Genomic DNA, 19,157 nt, shown 5'->3' with positions numbered 1-19,157 from the left:
GGCCGAGGCGCTGCGCCGGGCGGCCGACGCGCACACGGGCCTCGCGTCCGGGGCGCCGTCGGTCCCGCAGCGGCTCGGCTTCGTCTACTCCGGGCAGGCCGGGCAGTGGGCCGGCATGGGCGTCGCGCTCGCCGAGGGCGACGCGCTCGTCCGGGGCGAACTCCTCGCCTGGGACCGGGCGATCGCCACCGCGGGCGGCCCCGCGCTGATGGCGACGCTCGCGGGTGCCGGATGCGAGGAGGCGCTGCGCGACACCCGGTTCGCGCAGCTCGCCATCGCCGCGCTCCAGGCCGCCCTGACGGGACGGCTCGACGCCTGGGGGCTGCGGGCCGAGGCGGTCTGCGGACACAGCGTGGGCGAGGTGTCCGCCGCGCTCGCGAGCGGCGCCCTGACCCGCGAGCAGGCCGTGGAGGTGATCATGGCCCGCGGCGAGGCCCTGCACGCGCACGCGTCCGGCGGCGCGATGTACGCGGTGCGGGCGGGCGCCGGGCGGGTGGCCGAGGCACTGGCCCGCGCCCGGCGGGACCCCGACGGGCCGGGCGACGAGGTCGGCATCGCCGCCGTGAACGGACCGGAGGGCACCGTGGTCGCCGGGCCCGCACCGCGCCTGGAGGCACTGCTGCCCCGTCTGGCGGACTGGCGCGTCACCCGGCTGGACACGGACTACGCCTTCCACAGCCCGGCGCTCGGACCCGTCGCGGATCAGCTGGAGAAGGAGCTCGCGCACCTGCGGCCCGCCCCGGGCGGCGTCCCGCTGTACTCGACGGTGACGGGCGCCCAGCGGGCGGGCGACGAGCTGACCGGCGCGCACTGGGCCGCCAACGCCGCTCTCCCGGTCCGCTTCAGCGACGCGGTGGACGCGATGATCGACGACGGCGTCACCTGCTTCGTGGAGATCGGCCCCCACCCCGCGCTCCTGCCCCATGTGCAGCGCCTGGCCGGCGCCAGGACCGGCGAGGTCCGGGTGCACACGGTGGCCACCCTGCGCCGGCGCCAGGACGAACTGCCTTCCCTGTACGCCGCGTTGGGTCAGCTGTGGGCGGCCGGCAACGAGGTGGACTGGGCCGCCGTCTACCCCGGGCCGTGCCCGATGGTGCCGCTGCCCACCTACCCCTGGCAGCACCGCCGGTACTGGATCTCGGGCGCCCCGGCCGGCGCAGCGCCCGGTGCGGGGGCGGCGGACCCGCAGGACACGGCGGACCCTGCGCTGGACGTGGACGCCGTCCTGGACCGGCTCGTCACCCACCTCGCCGACATCATGCGCACCGACCCCGCCGTGCTGGACCCCGACCGGTCCGCGCGCGACCTGGACGTCGACTCGGTCTCCTTCGTGGAGCTGAAGAACCGCCTGGAGAGCGATCTGGCCGCGGCGATCCCCATCACGGTGCTCACCGAGGGCGCGACCCTGCGGGAGGTCGCCCGCACCCTCGCGACGGCCGGCGAGAGGCGCGGCCCCACCTCGGCCCAGGCCCGGCACGCCTTGGACCACCTGGACGAACTGTCCGAGGAAGAACTCGACCGTCTGATGGCGGCACTCGACTCCGAAGAGGAACGATAACTGTGGCATCCACCCCACCGACCAGCACCGCCGAAGAAAAACGTGCCGCGCTGCGGGCCCGGCTCAGCGGTGTCGCCGCCCGGGACGAGACCGCCGAGCGCTACCGGCGCCACGCCAACCCCTACATCGCCCGTATGCTCGACGGCCTCGGCCTGGACGTGCACTACGTGCGCGGCGAGGGCACCCGGCTCTACGACCCGGCGGGCAACGAGTACCTCGACTTCGCGGGCGCCTACGGGGCCCTGCCCTTCGGGCACAACCCGCCGGAGATGTGGAAGGCGATCTCCGCCGTCCAGGACGCGGGCGAGCCCAGCATCACCCTGCCGTCCGTGCTCGGCGCCTCCGCCCTGCTCGCGGAGCGCCTGGCCGCGGTCGCGCCCGGCCACCTGGACCAGGTGTGGCAGTGCAACAGCGGTGCCGAGGCGGTGGAGGCGGCGCTGAAGCTGGCCCGCGCCGCCACCGGCCGCCGCCTGGTGGTCTCCACCCGCAACTCCTTCCACGGCAAGACCCTCGGCGCGCTGTCCGCCACCGGACGGCCCCGCTACCAGACGCCGTTCGGGGCCCCGTCGGCCGGCTTCCACCACATCCCCTTCGGCGATCCGGCCGCCCTTGAGCGGGTCTTCGCCGAACACCCCGGCGAGATCGCGGCGTTCATCGTCGAACCCCTCCAGGGCGAGGGCGGCATCGTGCCGGCCCCGCCGGGCTATCTCGCCGCCGCGCGCGAGCTGTGCACCCGGCACGGCGCCAAGCTGATCGTCGACGAGGTGCAGACCGGACTCGGCCGTACCGGGCGGATGTTCGCGTGCGAGCACCACGGCGTGGTGCCCGACATCATGCCGCTCGCCAAGGCGCTGGGCGGCGGCATGGTGCCGATCGGGGCCGTGGTGTTCGGACAGGACAGCCTCACCGAGGACTTCGGGCTGCGGCACACCTCCACCTTCGGCGGGAACGCCTTCTGCTCCCGGGTGGGCGTCGGCGCGGTCGAACTGCTCACCGCCGACGACCAGGCCCTGGTGCGCCAGGTCGCCCGGCGCGGCGAGCACCTGCTCGCGGGGCTGCGCGAGGTCGCCGCCCGCCATCCGGAGCTGGTCGCGGACGTGCGCGGGCAGGGCCTGCTGCTCGGCGTGCAGCTCTCCGACGACCCCGATCTGCACGCCCGGCAGGGCCTGTTCCGCTCGCTGGCCGACCAGGAGGGGCTGGCCGGGTTCCTGTGCGGCTACCTGCTGCGCAACGAGGGCGTCCGCCTGGCGCCCGCCTACTTCGCCAACAGCGTGCTGCGCGTCGAGCCGCCGCTGAACGTCTCCGAGGCGGACTGCGACACCCTGCTCGGCGCCCTGGACCGGGGTCTTGAGGTGATCGAACGGGGCGACAGCGCACGCTTCTTCGCGCATCTCCTGCCGGCCGCGGAGCGCCCCGCCGCCCGCGCGGACGACGGGCGGACGGCGGGCGTGGTCCGGGCCGAGCGGCTGCGGCCGCGCGACGGCGAGCCGCGCTGGGCGTTCCTCGCGCACCCCACGGACCTGGCGAGCTACGAGAGTTACGACAGCATGCTCGGACTGCCGGGTGAGCAGGTGCGGGTGCTGTTCGACCGGATGAACCAGTGCCGCAACGTCGACACCGCGGCGGCCATGCTGGTCGGGCGGTGCCGGGTGGAGACCGACACCGGCGAGAGCTCGTACGGGGAGGTCTTCGCGCTGCCGTACGGGGCGCAGCGGCTGCTGGACATGCCGAGCGCCGCGTCGGCGGCGCTGGTGCAGGAGGCCGTCGACGACGCCGTGGCACGCGGCGCGCAACTGGTGGGGCTCGGCGCGTACACGTCGGTCATCACGGCGAACGCGACGGCGCTGCGGGACGTTCCGGTTCCGGTGACCACGGGCAACGCCTACACGGTGGCGGCGGCGGTGGACGGCCTGGAGGAGGCGGCCCGGCAGCAGGGCATCGAGCTCGGCGAGGCGTGCTGCGTGGTGCTGGGCGGCGCGGGCGCGATCGGCCTGGCGTCCGGTCTGCTGCTGGCGGAGAAGGTCGGCCGGCTGGTGCTGGTGGGCAACCCCGCCAACCGGGCGCGCAGCGAACGGCGGCTGGCCGCGGCGCTGGAGTCGGTGGTCGGCCATCTGATGGAGGCCGACGACGCCTCCCGGGCCGGCTCGCTGGCCCGGGAGGTCCGCGCGCGGGCCGCCGCGGGCGCGGGCGCGCCCCGGATCGCGGCCGAACTCGTGGGGCTGGGGCTGCTGACCGCGTCCGTGGACGCCGAGGAGGTCCTGCCGGCGGGCGACCTGGTCCTGGCGGCCACGTCGACGCCGGACCAGCTGATCCAGCCGGAGCTGGTGCGCCGGGGCGCCGCGGTCTGCGACGTGTCGCAGCCGCCGAACGTGGGCCCGCAGCTGAAGGCGGCCCGGCCCGATCTTCGGGTGGTGGCGGGCGGTCTCGTCCGGATGCCGGGCGGCCGGGACATGGGGATCGACTTCGGGGTTCCGCACGGCGTGACCTACGCCTGCACCGCCGAGACGATGATCCTCGCCCACCGCCTGCACGACCCCGTCGTCAGTCACGGCGACAGGCTCTCCGTCGATCTGGTGCGCATGCTGCGAGACGAGGCCCGCAAGCTGGGCTACCGGCTGTACCTGCCGACGGAGCCCGATCAGGAGCGGCAGGGAGGCCCTTCCTCATGAACGACTCACTCGACGACGCCGGCCGGGCGCCGGCGGCGACCGCGCCACGGTCGTCCCACCGACCCGACCCGTCGGTGCTCGCCTACTATCCCGACCTCGAAAGCGTCCCCGACGCCCGGTGGCAGCAGGTGTACCGCTCCTCGTTCCTGCCGGGCGCCGATCCCGCGCAGGTGTGGCAGGGGGCGACGGAGGTCGACGGCATCAACGCGGAGCTCTCCCCGGTGATGCGCATGACCCTGCCCCGGCGGATGCGGGGCATCGGCACCCCGTCGCTGGCCCGGGTGCCGCTGGGCCGGCCGCTGGGCCGGTCCTGGATCCTGCTGGGCCGGCTGCTGCCGTACGACTACGACGACGTCGTCATCGCCGAGCGGGAGGAGGGCCGGCGCTTCCTGGAGGTGTCGCGGATGTCCTCCGCCCACGCCTGGATCCACGAGCGGGTCGTCGAGGGCAAGAACGGCGGGACGGTGCTCAGCGACCGGCTGACCTATGTGCTCAAGCCGCACCTGCGGCCGATGACCCCGGTCTACCGGCGGACCGTCCAGCAGCTCTTCGCCCATCGCCATCGCCGTGTGGCGCGGCGCTTCGCCCGGCTGGCCCCCCGACCCGCGGACTGAGGAGATTCGGTGCCCAACTCAGACAGGACGACCCCCCGCAGCACGACCGGTGCGCGCTCCCGCGTCCGCGCGGTCGCGCCCGCCGAACAGCCGGACGCCGCGGCCCCGCAGGAGCATGTGCGGGCCGACGTCTGCGTGGTCGGCCATGGAATCGTGGGTCTCATCACGGCCATCGCCCATGCCAAGCGCGGGCTGTCGGTGGTCTGCATCGACCAGCCCACCGAGAAGCAGCAGGCCAGTTACAAGGTCGGCGAGTCGCTGCTGGTGTTCTCCAACGCGTTCCTGCGCAGCCTCGGCGAACTCGACGAGGAACTGGAGCAGTCCTTCGGCAAGAAGGGCTTCTGGATGGTGCACGGCCTGGAGGGCCGCACCAGCTTCGACGAGTCGGTCTCGGAGTGGGGCTTCCAGAGCACGCTGCCCCCGCACTGGATCGAGAAGATCGAGGACCCGCTGTTCCACCGCACCATGTTCAAGGACGCCCAGATCGTGCGCCCCGAGGTCGAGAAGGTGCTGCGCGACCGGGCCCGTACGACACCCGGGGTGACCTTCCTCGACTGCGGTCTGGTCCGCGACGTGGTGCTGGGCGAGGACGGCGAGGACCACACTCTGCAGTGGAGTTCGCGCGAGAAGGACCGCAGCGGGACGATCTCCGCGCGCTGGATCGCCGACTGCACCGGCCGCACCCGTATGCTGTCGCGGCGCTTCGGCCACGACATCCCCCTGGACGACGGGTTCTCCACGACGGCGGCCTGGGCCCAGTTCTCCCACTGCACCCCCGATCTCTTCGACGAGCGCTGGAAGTTCGCCTTCCCCGACGGCGAGGTCACCGAGCGCGAGCACACCACCGTGCATCTGTGGGGCGACGGCTACTGGATCTGGCTGATCCGGCTCAAGGACGACCGCATCAGCGTCGGCGTCACCTACAGCCAGCAGCGCCCGCCGGAGGAGGGCAACGCCCGCGAGGTCTTCTGGAAGGTCCTGCGCCGTTACCCGCTGCTGGACTGGCTCCAGGAGGAGAACGTCCTGGAGTTCAGCGCCTACCGCGATGTGCAGCGCATGACCAACACCTTCATCTCGCCGCAGCGTTACGCCATGGTCGGCGACGCCTCCAGCATGATCGACGCGTTCTACAGCCAGGGCATCAGCCTGTCCATGGTCACCGCGTGGCACCTGGCCAACATCGCCCAGCGCGACGTCCAGCAGGGCCGGCTCGACATGGACTACCTCGACCACGTCAACCGTGCCGCGACCGCGGACTGGCGCATCATCCGCTCGATGGTGCGCTCCAAGTACGGGCCGGCCATCGCCGACAGCCGCTTCTTCATCCTGGACCACCTGCTGGACTACATGGTGTTCGGGGCGGCGCTGCTGGGCCGCTACCGCGTCTCGCGCTGGCTCACCGAGACGGGCGGCCGCACGGACGAGGAGAGCGTGGAGCACGCGCGTCTGCGGGCGGGCCTGGAGCGGCGGCTGTTCCTGTCCCAGTCCGCCCCCTGGCACCGGATGGACCCGCACCGGGTCGCCGGCCTGCTGGAGAAATGGCACGAGGGCCTGGAACGCCGGGCGCTGTGGCGGCTGGACAACGGCGAGAAGCTCCCCGCGACCAAGGCCGGCATGCGCGCGCACGCCGCCCTCCCCGGCATCTGGCGGCTGCCGTACGTGCACCGGCTGGAGCGCGCCGACCTGACGCTGCCCGCCATCAGGGAACCGGAGTTCATGCAGGTGACCGGAACCGAGTACCGGCCCGTGATCCCCGCCGGCTCCGGTCCGATGCTCGTCGCCATGACGTCGCTGGGCACGCTGCTGGACATCGCGGACACCCGGGTGCGCAAGGTGCGCCGGGCGCTGCGCCGGCGCCGGGGCGGAGGCACCCGATGACGGCCGGGGAGCGGACACGCGGGACGCCGATCCCCTGGGAGGCGCGCCAGGTCGCGGCGATGGAGCGCTTCTCCGTGAAGGAGGCGCACGACCTGCTGCGCGGGCTGTTCGGCCCGCGGATGGCGCGGTACTGGACCGACTTCACGCTCAGCGTGCTGCTGGCGGGGACGGCGTTCTGGGCGGTGGGGCCGCTGGGCGGCCCCAGTCCGCTGGGCGTGGCGGCGTTCGCCGTCTCGGTGCTGGCGGCGTACCGCTGCTTCGCCTTCATCCACGAGATCGCGCACTTCCGTGCGAAGAAGAGCTTCGGCCCCTTCCGTATGTGGTGGAACGCCGTGTTCGGCATCCCCATGATGGTGCCGGTCTTCATGTACGAGTGCCACGGCGAGCACCACAACCGCAAGCTGTACGGCACCCCGCAGGACGCCGAGTACCTGCCGCTGGCGCGGATGGCACCGTCGAACATCGTGGGCCTGCTGATCACTCCGCTGTTCCTGCCGTTCTTCGGCCCCTACCGCTTCGCGGTGCTCACACCGCTGTCGTGGTGCGTGCCGAGGGTCCGGGAGTACCTGTACAGCAATGTCTCGGCGCTGAAGATCGACTTCGAGTACCGGGGGCGCCAGCCCACCGCCGGGGAGAAGTGGCTGTGGCGCGGCCAGGAGGCGCTGTGCCTGGCGTGGATCGCGGCGGCGGCGGCGCTGCTCGCGGTGGGCGCCGTGCCGCTGTCGCGGCTGGTCCAGTGGTACGCGCTGTTCGTGACCATCGCGTTCGTCAACTCGCTGCGGCTGCTGGCCGCCCACCGCTACCTCGGCGACGAGGACGAGATGAGCGTCGTGGAGCAGATGATGGACACCGTGAACCATCCGCGGGCCCGGCTGCTGGGCGAGCTGTGGGCGCCGGTGGGGCTGCGGCTGCACGCCCTGCACCACCTGATGCCCGGACTGCCGTACCACAGCTTCCCCGAGGCGCACGCGCGGCTGGTGGCCGGCCTGCCGGAGGACTCCGCCTACCGGCTGACCGAGAGCGCGGGCCTCGCGTCCTCGCTGCGGCGGCTGTGGCGGGAGGCCCGCGCCCACAAGAAGGCGGGCACGCTGCTGCCGCGCACGCCGTTGAAGGAGGCCGCGGTATGACCGCCGAAGCCCCGCCGCGCGAGCGGCGTTCGCCGTCCCGTCCGCGCCGGCTGCCCATGGCGTCCGGCGGCGGCCTGCTCGGGCACGCCGCGGCCCTCCAGGCCGACGCCATCGGGACCCTGCACCGGCTGGCCTCGGCCTCGGAGGGGGTGATGGGGTTCCGCATCGGCGGCACCGTGGCCGCCACGGTGTCCACCCCGGCCGCGGCCCGGGACGTCCTCATCGAGAACGCCGACGACTTCGGCCGGGGCCGGCGGCAGACGCGCGCGCTGACCCCGCTGATGGGTGACGGCCTGCTCACCAGCGAGGGCGAACTGCACAGGAGGCAGCGCCGGCTGGTGCTGCCTCACTTCTCGCCGCGCCGCATACCCCGGCACGCGCAGGCGGTCGTCGCCACGGCGGAGAGCCTGGCGGGGCGCTGGCGCGCGGGCGTCGACGTGGACCTGGTGGCGGAGATGAACACGCTGACGATGGACATCGTCAGCCGCCTCCTGTTCACCGCCTCCAGCAGCGACAACCACGCCCTGGCGGAGGCGATCACCGAGGCGTTCGCGTGGGAGATGCACGCCATCACGAGCCCGGTGGCGCTTCCCCTGTGGGTGCCCGTGCCGCGCAACCTGCGTGCGCGGCGCGCGATGACCGGTATCCGCGCGTGGATCGCCCGCTTCGTCCGCGAGCGGCAGGAGGCCGCCGCGGCCGGTGCCGAGGTCCCCGAGGACATCCTGGGCGACCTGCTGGCGTCCCGGTACGAGGACGGCACCGCGATGAGCGAGGAACTGCTCCTCGACGAGGTGCTGACCGCGTGGGGCGCGGCGCAGGAGACGTCGGCCGACGCGCAGGCGTGGACGCTGTACCTGCTGGCCCGGCATCCCGATGTCCTTGAGCGGGTGCACCACGAGATCGGGACGGTCCTCGGCGAGCGCACGGTCACCTTCGAGGATCTGCCTCGACTTCCTTACTGCCTCCAGGTGTTCAAGGAGGCGATGCGGCTGTATCCGCCGGCGGCGGTGATTCCCCGGCAGGCGGTCAGGGACACGGTGGTCGGCGGCCACCGGGTGAAGGCGGGGACGATGATCTTCCTCAACGCCTACAGCCTGCACCGCAATCCGCAGGTGTTCGCCGACCCGGAGCGCTTCGACCCGGACCGCTTCGCCCGGGAGCGGGAGAGGACGCTGCCCAAGGGCGCCTATCTGCCGTTCGGAACCGGCGGGAACGTCTGTCCGGGCAGTCATCTGGCCATGATGGAGGGGCATCTGCTGACCGTGGTGCTCCATCAGCGCCTCGCGTTCGACCTGCTGCCGCAGGGCGCGGAGGTGACGCCGGAGCTGCTGGTGAACCTGCGGCCGAGTCCGGGGGTGCGGGCGCGCGTCGTCGCGAGGTGATCCGGCGCGGCCGGCGGCGGCCCCGCACTCCGTGCGAGCGGGAGTGCGGGGCCGCCGCCGTGCCGTGCCCGGGTGCCCTCAGGGAGCGGCGGACGCCGCGTGCCGGACGGTGGGCATGTAGACCACGAGGAGCAGGGCCAGCAGGGCGGTCACGGACGCGCCGATCCGGGCCGTGAGGGTCATCCCGGTGACGAAGGCGTGGTGGGCGAGGGCCATCAGGTCCTCGCCCTCGCGCGCGGGCAGCGCGGCGGCGGCCTCGGCGGCGCCGGCGATGCTCTGGCGCGCCTCGTCCACCACCCCGTCGGCCAGTCCCGCGGGTGCGTCCTCGCGCAGCTCCCGCCGGTAGGTGGTGTTCAGCACCCCGCCCAGCACGGCGATGCCGAGGGCGGCGGCGATCTGCCGGCAGGCGTTGGCGAGCGCGTGGGCGGTCACGGCCTTCTCGGGCGGCGGCGATCCGGTGACCACGGCCAGCGCGGTGGGCAGCGTGCAGCCGAGCGCGAGCCCGGTGGTGAGCAGGGCGCCGGCGGCGCCCGGGTAGGAACTGCCGTGTCCGAGCCGGCCGATCCACAGCAGTCCGAACGACCACAGCAGCAGGCCGAGGACGAGTGTCCACTTGGCGTCGACGACGTTCGCCAGCCGGTCTCCGGCGATCGTGCCCAGGGCGAGCCCGGCCATCATGGGCATCAGGCGCAGCCCGGTGGCCAGGGCGTCGTACCCCTGCACCTGCTGCAGGTACTGGGGGATCATGAACAGCAGGGCGAGCAGGACCAGCGTGATGAACGACAGGGTGCAGATCGCCCAGGTGAAGCGCGGGTGGCGCCACAGGGCGGCGTCGGCGAGCGGCGAGCGGGTGCGGATCAGCCGGACGACCATGGCGCCCAGCAGCGCGGTGCCGGCGAGGAGCACCGGCAGGGTCGCCGGATGGTGCCAGCCCCGGGTGGTCGCCTCCGTGACGGCGTAGGCGACGGACGAGGTGCCGGTGAGGGCGAGGACGGCGCAGACCGCGTCGACGGGCTCGGGGCGGCGCCTGCGGGGTTCGGGGACGGCGAGGGCGACTCCGGCCAGCGCGGCGAGGATCACCACGAGGTTGAGCACGAAGATGGCGTGCCATCCCGAGGCCGCCAGGAGCCAGCCGCCGGCCACCGGGCCGAGCGGCAGCCCGAGGGCGAAGCCCGCGGAGGCCACGGCGGCGGCCGTGTCGCGGTCCGCCGGGGAGACGAGGCCCGGTGCGAGGGACAGGGCGTGCGGTACGGCCGCCGCCGCTCCGGCGCCCATCAGGGCGCGGGAGACGATGAGGCCGCTCGCGCTGTCGGCGGGCAGGGCGGCGGCGGAGCCCGCCGCGAAGAGGGTGAGGCCCGCCATCAGCAGGTGTTTGCGGCCGCGGGTGCCGAGGGCTGTGGCGGGCAGCAGCAGCGCGGCGAAGGGCAGGGTGAACGCGTTGGTGATCCACAGGAGTTCGGAGGTGGTGGCGCCGACGGCGGTGGCCAGGGTCGGCAGGGCGATCGTCAGGACCGTGACGTCCAGTCCGATGATCAGCAGTGCCGTGGTCAGGCAGACCAGTCCCAGCCACCGCCGGACCGGCGTCGGCTGCACGTCAGAAATGTCGGCTCCCGGTGTGGGCGGGCATCGCGGTCAGTCGGAGGGTGTTCCGGACGTGCTCGATGTCCTCGCCGCCTGCGCGGGAGCGGGTACTGCCGGGTCGGTGCCGTCGCCGGCGGGGGTCGGGGAGGGGCCTTCGGTGAGGTCGACGCGCGGCAGGACGCGGTCGAGCCAGCCGGGCAGCCACCAGTTGGCGTCCCCGGCCAGTCGCATGGCGGCCGGGACGATGATCACGCGGATCAGCGTGGCGTCCACGAGGACGGCGACGGCCAGCGCGAAGCCCATCTGTTTCACCTCGACCACCTTCGTGATCATGAAGGCGGCGAAGACGACGACCATGATGGCGGCCGCGGCGGTGATGACCTTGGCGGTGTGGACGGTGCCGACGGTGACGGCCCGGGTGTTGTCCTTGGTGCGGTCCCACTCCTCCTTCATGCGGGAGATGATGAACACCTCGTAGTCCATGGACAGTCCGAAGAGCACCACGAAGGTCAGCAGCGGCAGGTACGCCTGGATGAAGCCGCGGCTGGTGAAGTCGAGCAGCGACTCGCCCGCGCCTTCCTGGAAGACCCAGGTGAGCAGGCCGAAGGCGGCGCCGACGGACAGCAGGTTCATCACGATGGCGCTGAACGCCAGCAGCAGGCTGCGGAAGGCGAGCAGGAGCAGCACGAACGACAGTCCGAGGATGGCGGCCAGCACCCACGGGGTGGAGCGGTCGATCTCGTCGGCGACGTCGACGGTCTGCGCGGTGAGCCCGCCGGTCGCGACGGTCAGTGCGTCGGCGGAGTTCTCGGCGTCCGGCCCCGCGGTGCCGCGGATCCAGTGCACCAGCTCGATGGCCTCGTCGGAGTCCGGGGCCGCCTTGGAGAAGACGGTGAGAACGGCCGCGTCCGCACGGGAGTTGACGATCCGGTCCAGCGCGGCGCTGTCCTTCGCGAGGGCCGCCTTCAGGGTGGCGCTGTCACTGCGGCCGCCCTGCTCCTTGAGCAGGGAAGTGACCGAAAGGACGCTGTCGACCTGGTCGTTGCCCTCGATCCGGGCGGTGAGCCGGTCCATCGCGGCGAGGTCCCCGTCGTCGAAGGCGCCCTTGTCGCTGGTGACGACGACCTGGATGGGCGTGGCGGCACCGGGGGCGAACTTCTTGGACACCAGGTCGTATCCGGCGCCGGCGGGCGCGTCGGCGACGGCGCTGGCGCCGACGTCGAAGCCCAGCTTCAGACCGGCGACCGGCACGGCGGCGGCGCCCAGGGCGAGGACGGCGGCGCCGCCGATCAGCAGCGGGCGGCGCAGCACGAACCTGGTCCAGTGGGCCCAGATCGAGTGCTCCGGGTCGGGGTGGCTGACGGCGCGGCGCAGTCCGGGCACGGCCAGCCGGTTGATCTTCGTGCCGCACAGGGCGAGCACGGCCGGCAGCAGGGTCATGGACACCGTCAGCATCACGGCGACGGCGACCATCACCCCGAAGGCCATGGAGCGGAACACCGGCGCGCGCACCAGCAGCAGGCCCGCTACGGAGATCAGCACGGTGCAGCCGGAGAACAGCACGGCCTTGCCCGCGCTGGCCATGGTGGCGCCGACCGTCTGCGCGATCGCCCGGTCGGGCCGCGCCTGGAGTTCCTCGCGGTAGCGGGTGACGATGAACAGGCAGTAGTCGATGCCGAGCGCGAGGCCGAGCATGGTGACGACGGCCTGGACGAAGGTGTCGAAGCTCGTCACGTAGCTGAGCGCGCCCAGCACGCCGAACGACGTCATCAGCGCGGCGACGCCCAGCAGGATCGGCAGCCCGGCGGCCACCAGGGTGCCGAAGGCGATCAGCAGGACGAGCAGCGCGATGGGCACGCCGATGGACTCGGCCCGCGCGATGTCCTTGTCCTCCTGCTCGACCACGGCGGCGTTGAGCGCGCTGGAGCCGGTCAGCATGACGTCCACGCCGTCGGCCCGCACCCCGTCCAGGGCCTGCTGGATGCCGGGGGCGTCGCCCTGCCGGTCCCGCTCGTCGCCGGTCAGTCCGGCCAGGACGAGTGCGGTACGGCCGTCGGGGGCGATCTGCGCCTGGCCGCCGGGCGCGTACGGGTCCTCGACGCTCGCGACGCCGGGCTGCTTGCGCAGTTCCGCGACGCCCCGGCGCACCACGTCGCGGAAGGCCGTGTCCTTCACCGTGAGGGTGGACGAGTCGAAGACCACGACGACGTCCTCGGTGACGGAACCGTCGAAGTCCTCCTTCATGGCCTTCTCGGCGCGGGCCGACTCCGAGCCGCTCACGTTCAGGGAGGAGCCGGTGAGGCTGTCGGAGAACGTCGGAACCAGTAAGCCGCCCGCCACGAGCACCACCAGCCAGGCGGCGAGGACCTTCCACACGTGCGTGGCGCACCAGGCGCCGAGCCGGTGCAGAAGGGGCGGGCCGTAACCGCCCTGCTCCGGCTGCCTACGGGGGGACATACGCCACCACTCCTCACTCGACTGACTGGTCGGTCGTGTCGAGTATGCCACTAGACCGACCAGCCGGTCTAGTGATACTTTCGACGGTGGTGGAAACGATCCCCGTTCCACCCCCGCTCCCGGGGGACGCCGCAGGTCACGAAGGACGGTGGGCCATGACGGTCGACGCGGACCGCGCCGTGGCGCGCAAGGCCCAGATCTTCGAGGCGGCGGCCGCGGTCTTCGCCCGGCTCGGCTATCACCACGCCCGCATGGACGACGTCGTGCGGGCTGCCGGGGTGAGCAAGGGCGGGCTGTACTGGTACTTCCGGAGCAAGGAGGAGCTGGCCACCGGGCTGGTCCACCAGATGCTGGCCCATGAGGCCGAGGCGATGCGGGCCGTCATGACCGCCGGGGCGCCGGCCGCCGACCGGCTCCGGATGGTGGTGCGGGCGTTCGCCCGCGAACTGGCGCAGAACCCCGACCGGGCGCCGCTGGCCCTGGAGTTGCTCGCCCTCGGCCGCACCATCCCCGAGATCCGCACCTGCTTCGACGCCCATCACGAGCAGTTCGTCGAGCATCTCGCCGTCCTGCTCGCGCAGTTGGGCGGCCCGGACTCCCCCGCGCCCGGCCCGCGCGCCCGCACCGCCGCCCTGGCCGTCGCCGCCATGATCGACGGCATGGTGCTGCGCTGGACCCTGGCCCGCTCCCCCTTCGACCTGGAGGACGCGCTGTGGGCGGCCGTCCAAGTCCTGCTGCGGGGACTGAGGGAGACCGGGCCGCGCTAGCGCTGTGACCGGGAGGGTTCGCCGGCCGCAGGACGGCGGATCCCCCGGCATCGCCCGCGCCGCCCCGCATCCCTCGGTGTCCGCGCGTCCTCTCTCCTCAGCGCCGCGATCCCGGCCTTCGGCCTTCTCGCCGCCTCGCTCCTCCTCGCCGGCACCCTCGCCGGCACCCTCGCCAGAACGCCCCGGCGGGGCGGATCGTGTTCGCCGCCGTGCTCCTCACCTGCGCCCGGCGCCCCCTCGTGCGGGACGTGCGGCCGGTGCGCGCCGAACGACGCCGGACCTCACGACTCCGCCGACCCGCACGCGCCCTTCCGTGCACCCCGCGGAAGGGCGCGTTCCCTTGTCCGCGGCCGACTTTGAACTCATCGATGACAAAGTATGGACGCGCCTGGCGAAAGTCCCCTACGGTAGCGGCGCAACCGCACGCGTACGACTCGGCGCCCCTCCCGCGCCGAGGGTCAGCTCGACCGGAGTGCGATCCGGCGGCCTCCGGTCCGTTCTGGAGGACCGATGCATCCACGGTTGTTCCGCCGCGCCCGCAGAAGACTCAGCGCCGTGCTCCTCGGGAGCTTTCTCCTCGGGGGCATCTGGGCAGCACCCCCGACGGCCGCCGCCCCCGACGAGATCCCACCCCAGGAACCGGGCGTCACCCTGCGGGTGTTCGACACCCAGGTCCCGCTCAGCAAGCTGTGCACGCTCAAGCCGGGACAGACACCGAACGTCGACAAGCTGATGCCGAACGTCGACTGGTCCACGACCGACGACTTCGGGGGCCTGAGCGACAACTTCAGCGCCCAGGTGTCCGGTTACCTCGTCGTCCCGAGCGACGGCACCTACACCTTCCGCCTCACCAGCGACGACGGCTCCCGGCTGACCGTCGGCGAGCAGACGGTCATCGACCACGACGGGCTGCACGGGGCCGAGCCCAAGGACGGTGCCGTCCAACTCACCGCGGGCTCCCAGCCGTTCCGCATCGACTACTTCGAGCGGACCGGCGGCCAGCGCCTGGCGCTCGCCTGGAAGCCGCCGGGCGCCGACGACTTCAGCATCGTGCCGAAGGAGGCGCTGAGCACCGACGCCGGAGTGGTCCGGGTGACCGCCCCCGGCCGCAAGGAGTGCGAGTCGGGCGCGGACAGCCCCGGCGACGGACTGCCGCTGACGGACGTACGCCCCGACCTCGACCTCACCGATCTGCGCCCGGAGGGATTCGAGCCGCAGGTCAGCGGCATGGACTGGCTGCCCGACGGACGCCTGGCGATCACCACCTGGGGCGGCACCGACACCACGGCCGGCGAGGTGTACCTCCTCGACAACGTCACCGGCGCCACCAGCCGGGACAAGGTCACCGTGAAGAAGATCGCCAGCGGGCTGCGCGAGCCCATGGGCATCAAGTACGTGGACGGCTCGCTGTACGTCTCCCAGAAGCACGAGCTGACCCGACTCGTGGACACCAACGGCGACTTCGTCACCGACCAGTACCGCAGGGTCGCCACCTGGCCCTTCAGCGGCAACTTCCACGAGTTCGCCTTCGGCCTGCTCTACCGCGACGGCTACTTCTACGTGAACCTCTCCGTCGCCATCAACTACGGCGGGGCCACCACGGTTCCGCAGCCGGCCCCGGGACGCGGCGCCGCCTACAAGGTCAGCAAGAAGACCGGGAAGATCCAGCCCGTGGCGGGCGGCCTGCGCACCCCGAACGGCATCGGCTGGGGCCCCGGCGGCGGCCTCTTCACCACCGACAACCAGGGCGGCTGGCTGCCGGCGTCCAAGCTCGTCCAGATCAAACCGAAGCGGTTCTTCAACCACTACACCGAACCCGCGGGCCCGTTCGACGACCGCGCGGTGACCCAGCCGGTGCTGTGGCTGCCGCAGAACGAGATCGCCAACTCCCCCAGCACACCGCTGTATCTGACCAAGGGCCGGTTCGCCGGTCAGATGCTCATCGGCGACGTCACCTACGGCGGACTCCAGCGCGGCTTCCTGGAGAAGGTCAAGGGCGAGTACCAGGGGGCGGTGTTCCGCTACACCCAGGGACTCGAAGCGGGCGTCAACCGCATCACGATGGGGCCCGACGGCGCCGTCTACGCGGGCGGTCTGGGCGCCGGAGGCAACTGGGGCCAGGAGGGCAAGCTGAGGTTCGGCCTCCAGAAGCTCACGCCCAACGGCAAGAACACCTTCGACATCAAGGAGATGCGCGCCGTCCCCGGCGGCTTCGACCTGGAGTACACCCAGCGGCTGTCGCAGGCGACCGCGCAGGAACTGGCCGCCCGCTACCAGGCCCAGCAGTGGCGGTACACGCCCACCTCCGACTACGGCGGTCCGAAGATCGCGGAGGAGCGGCTGAAGGTGGCCTCCGCGACCCTCGCCGCCGACGGGCGCACCGTCCGGCTGCGGCTCGACGGACTCAAGCCCGGCCGGGTCGTGTACGTGCGCTCCCCGCGGCCGTTCGCGTCCGAGTCGGGCGAGAAGCTGTGGAGCACCGAGGCGTGGTACACGCTCAACTCCCTGCCGGGCAGGCAGCCCGCGCCCGCCACGATGTACGAGGCCGAGGAGGCGCGGCTGACCGGGGCCGCCGGGATCAACACCAACCACCCCGGCTACTCCGGCAGCGGGTTCGTGGACCGCTACACCACCGAGGGCAAGGCGGCCACCACGTTCGACGTGACGGTCCCCAAGGCCGGCGAGTACGACGTGAGCCTGCGCTACTCCAACGGGCCCGACCCCTTCCAGGGCACCAAGTCCCTCTCGCTGTACACCAACGGACGCAAGCTCAGACAGACCGAGCTCGCCTCGACGGGCACCTGGCAGGCGTGGTCCACCCGGACCGAGCGGGTCAGGCTGCGCGCGGGGGCCAACACGGTCGCGTACCGCTTCGACGCCGGGGACGACGGCAACGTCAACCTCGATCTGATCACCGTGCGTCCGGCCGGCAGCCCGGTCGCCCTGTTCGACGGCAGTGCGGCGTCGCAGGGCCAGTGGCAGCAGACCGACGGGCGGGCGGCGCAGTGGCCGCTGTCCGACGAACGGTCCATGCAGGTGTGCTGCGGCGACATCCGCACCAAGGAGGCGTACCAGGACTTCAGACTGCACGTGGAGTTCCGCGTGCCGAAGCTGCCGGACGACGTGACCGGCCAGAACCGCGGCAACAGCGGCGTCTACCTCCAGGACCGCTACGAGGTGCAGATCCTCGACTCGTTCGGGGACACGACGCTCGCCGACGACGAGGCGGGGGCCATCTACCAGAAGAAGGCCCCGGACATCAACGCGGCGACGGCGCCGGAGACTTGGCAGACGTACGACATCACCTTCCGCGCCGCGCGCTTCGACGGCAGCGGCGCCAAGACGCAGGACGCGCGCGTGACCGTCGTCTGGAACGGCAGGACGATCCACGACGGCGTCGCGATCAACGGCCCGACCGGCGGGGGCGCCCCCGAGGGGCCCTCGGCGGGACCGATCCGCCTCCAGGACCACGGCAACGCGGTCCGGTTCCGCAACATCCGCGTGGAGAGGCTGAGTTGAGAGGAAGCCCGTCACCGCCGACCCGGTGAGGGACCGAGGCGCGCCCCCGTGCTCGGGGGCGCGCCCCGGCGTTCCCGGACGTGCTGGAAGCACGTCCGCCGCCGCGCCCGCCCCTCTTCGGTCGGTGCCGGGCGCCGTCAGGGGGCGGGCGCGGCGGGCCGTCGTCCCGGCGCCGCCCCTGGTACGACCGTCAGCGCCCCGACCCGTTCGCCGCGGCCCTGACCGCCGCGAAGCGCGCGCTCGGCCCGGCGGGCGCGCTCGGCTGTTCTGTCCACGCAGGTGGGTGACAGGTTTCACGGCGGGAGCGGCCGCTCGGGTTCCGGGGCCGGGGCGTCCGGGCAGAGGGCGAGGACCGCCCGGTCGTCCGGGTCGGTGCGCTGGGCGGACCAGCGTTCGCAGTCCGCCCGTACGAAGGCGACGACCGTCTCGGGGTCGGGCGGCTCCTGGCCGCGGAAGCGTGCGTCGAGGCGTTCGCGTACCGGGTAGAACACGCCGTTCGCGTCGCGGGCCTCGCTCACGCCGTCGGTGTGCACGACGAGCACCTCCGAGCGGGCGAGCCGGTGCACCGTGGCGTCCTCCCCGCCCGGCGCCAGCGCACCGAGCCCGAGCGGCAGTCCGGGCGCGGTGGCCAGCCGGCGGGCGCCGTCCGGGCCCACCGCCAGGGGCGCGGGGTGGCCCCGGTCGACGATCCGCACCTCGCCGCCGCCCGGCGGGAACTCCAGGACCAGCGCGGTCACGAACAACTCGGGGTCCCCGTCCTCGCCGCCCGGACTGTTGCGGGCGATGCTCAGCTCCAGCCGCCCGGCCAGTCCGCTGAGGCTGCGCCACTCGTGGGCCGAGACCCGGAAGCCCCCGAGCACCGAGGCGACCGTGTGCACCGCGTCCAGCCCCTTGCCGCGGACGTCACCGATGACCGCGCGCACCCCGAACGGCGTCTCGCGGACGTCGTACAGGTCGCCGCCGACGAGCGTGCCGCCCTCGCCCGCCTCGTAGAACCCCGCCGCGCGCACCGGTCCGAGCCGGGGCGGCACGGGATGCAGCAGGGTGCGCTGCATTGCCTCGGCCACGGAGTTGGCCCGGACCAGGTGCCGCCGGCTGCGTTCGCGCTGCGCCGCGAGGGCGACGCCGGCCACGCCGATGAGGACGGTCGCCACGTAGACGGCGATGTGGTCCGCCTCGCCGAAGTGGCCGGGTCTGCGGGCCGCCATCACCATCTGCAGCCCCAGGCACACCGCGGCCGACAGCGCGGTGCCGCGCGGCCCGCGGGTCGCGGCGGCCAGCGGCGGGACCGCGATGAGCAGGAAGCTCACCGGCTCGCGTGCCTGGAGAGCGGCGTCGGCGGCCACGTCGGCGGCCACCGCGACCAGGGGCAGCCACCACACCCAGCCCCGCGGGGTGGGGGGCCGCAGTTCGGGACGCTCCTCGGGACCGGACACGGCGGCGCCCCCTAACGCCCGTGGCCGCGGCGGCGGACCGTGTCGCGCGGCGCGGCGCCGCCCTGGCCCGCGGGCGGGGGGCACCGGGCGGTCGCGGCCGTCGAGGGCGTGCGCAAGTGCGGCCTCGATACGGGCGAGCTGGGCGGAGAGGCCGCGCAGCCACACGTCG

General features: G+C 73.2%; 11 protein-coding genes. 8 read left to right on the top strand and 3 right to left on the bottom strand.

Annotated features, from left to right (window positions below):
* From SZN_RS26440 to SZN_RS26415, 6 genes are all read left to right on the top strand, one after another.
* Window positions 1-1,558, top strand: a 1,558-nt coding sequence (locus tag SZN_RS26440) for an acyltransferase domain-containing protein (RefSeq protein WP_007500741.1), incomplete at its 5' end; no start/stop codon positions are given.
* Between the two features lie 2 nt (window positions 1,559-1,560).
* A complete protein-coding gene (locus SZN_RS26435; RefSeq protein ID WP_007500739.1) occupies window positions 1,561-4,227 on the top strand; it encodes an aminotransferase class III-fold pyridoxal phosphate-dependent enzyme in 2,667 nt (888 codons plus the stop codon).
* Complete coding sequence (locus tag SZN_RS26430) at window positions 4,224-4,841, top strand: SRPBCC family protein (protein ID WP_007500737.1); 618 nt, start codon at window positions 4,224-4,226, stop codon at window positions 4,839-4,841. Before SZN_RS26435 ends, SZN_RS26430 begins: the two co-directional genes overlap by 4 nt.
* A 9-nt stretch (window positions 4,842-4,850) precedes the next feature.
* Window positions 4,851-6,719, top strand: a complete 1,869-nt coding sequence (locus tag SZN_RS26425; protein ID WP_007500735.1) for an NAD(P)/FAD-dependent oxidoreductase — start codon at window positions 4,851-4,853, stop codon at window positions 6,717-6,719.
* The gene (locus tag SZN_RS26420; protein ID WP_007500733.1) at window positions 6,716-7,846 is read left to right on the top strand and encodes a fatty acid desaturase; all 1,131 of its coding nucleotides are present in this window, start codon (window positions 6,716-6,718) and stop codon (window positions 7,844-7,846) included. The genes SZN_RS26425 and SZN_RS26420 overlap by 4 nt, the downstream gene beginning before the upstream one ends.
* The gene (locus SZN_RS26415) at window positions 7,843-9,228 is read left to right on the top strand and encodes a cytochrome P450 (protein ID WP_007500731.1); all 1,386 of its coding nucleotides are present in this window, start codon (window positions 7,843-7,845) and stop codon (window positions 9,226-9,228) included. The genes SZN_RS26420 and SZN_RS26415 overlap by 4 nt, the downstream gene beginning before the upstream one ends.
* 78 nt (window positions 9,229-9,306) lie before the next feature.
* Here SZN_RS26415 and SZN_RS26410 read toward each other — a convergent pair whose 3' ends face one another.
* Together SZN_RS26410 and SZN_RS26405 are read right to left on the bottom strand one after the other, a co-directional pair.
* Window positions 9,307-10,821, bottom strand: a complete 1,515-nt coding sequence (locus tag SZN_RS26410) for an MFS transporter (RefSeq protein ID WP_007500729.1) — start codon at window positions 10,819-10,821, stop codon at window positions 9,307-9,309.
* 39 nt (window positions 10,822-10,860) lie between these two features.
* Window positions 10,861-13,266 carry an MMPL family transporter gene (locus SZN_RS26405; RefSeq protein ID WP_007500727.1) on the bottom strand — a complete coding sequence of 802 codons (2,406 nt, stop codon included), beginning with the start codon at window positions 13,264-13,266 and terminating at the stop codon, window positions 10,861-10,863.
* 155 nt (window positions 13,267-13,421) lie between these two features.
* Here SZN_RS26405 and SZN_RS37765 point away from each other — a divergent pair, with 155 nt between their 5' ends.
* A complete protein-coding gene (locus SZN_RS37765; RefSeq protein WP_007500725.1) occupies window positions 13,422-14,033 on the top strand; it encodes a TetR/AcrR family transcriptional regulator in 612 nt (203 codons plus the stop codon).
* Between the two features lie 510 nt (window positions 14,034-14,543).
* The gene (locus tag SZN_RS26395; RefSeq protein WP_043733216.1) at window positions 14,544-17,552 is read left to right on the top strand and encodes a 3-keto-alpha-glucoside-1,2-lyase-like domain-containing protein; all 3,009 of its coding nucleotides are present in this window, start codon (window positions 14,544-14,546) and stop codon (window positions 17,550-17,552) included.
* A gap of 293 nt (window positions 17,553-17,845) precedes the next feature.
* Here SZN_RS26395 and SZN_RS26390 read toward each other — a convergent pair.
* Window positions 17,846-19,157, bottom strand: a 1,312-nt coding sequence (locus tag SZN_RS26390) for a PP2C family protein-serine/threonine phosphatase (RefSeq protein ID WP_007500722.1), incomplete at its 5' end; no start/stop codon positions are given.

This window comes from Streptomyces zinciresistens K42 (assembly GCF_000225525.1).
Taxonomy (GTDB): domain Bacteria; phylum Actinomycetota; class Actinomycetes; order Streptomycetales; family Streptomycetaceae; genus Streptomyces; species Streptomyces zinciresistens.
Note: the sequence above shows the minus strand (reverse complement) of the source record. Positions and strands in the feature narration are given on the sequence as shown.